A 256-nucleotide genomic window follows, 5' to 3' on the forward strand; every position below is an offset into this window, starting at 1 on the left:
GATGTTCTCCAAACCATCGATAATATTGTGTCTTTTGGGAACTAGGGCAGGATCAAAACTTCCTTCTCGGTCACGGGAATTTTGATCTCGGACTCGCCGAAAGAGGATTTTATCTTCTTGGTTCCGTGCCCGTTGGGGTAATTGCCTTCTTTGGTTTTTTCGTGTTTTTCGTTGTCAAGATGAGCGTCCAGTTCGGCTTCGAGCATGTGCTCTACCGCCCGTTTGTGCATTTGTTTGAAGAACGAGGTTAAATCTT

The 256-nt window shown here is 45.3% G+C and carries 1 pseudogene; it reads right to left on the reverse strand.

Annotation, left to right across the window (positions count from 1 at the left end):
• Positions 1-256, reverse strand: a pseudogene (locus AC23MB_RS14480) (transposase); the annotation flags it as partial.

This window comes from Soonwooa sp. T0.1_25 (assembly GCF_057652215.1).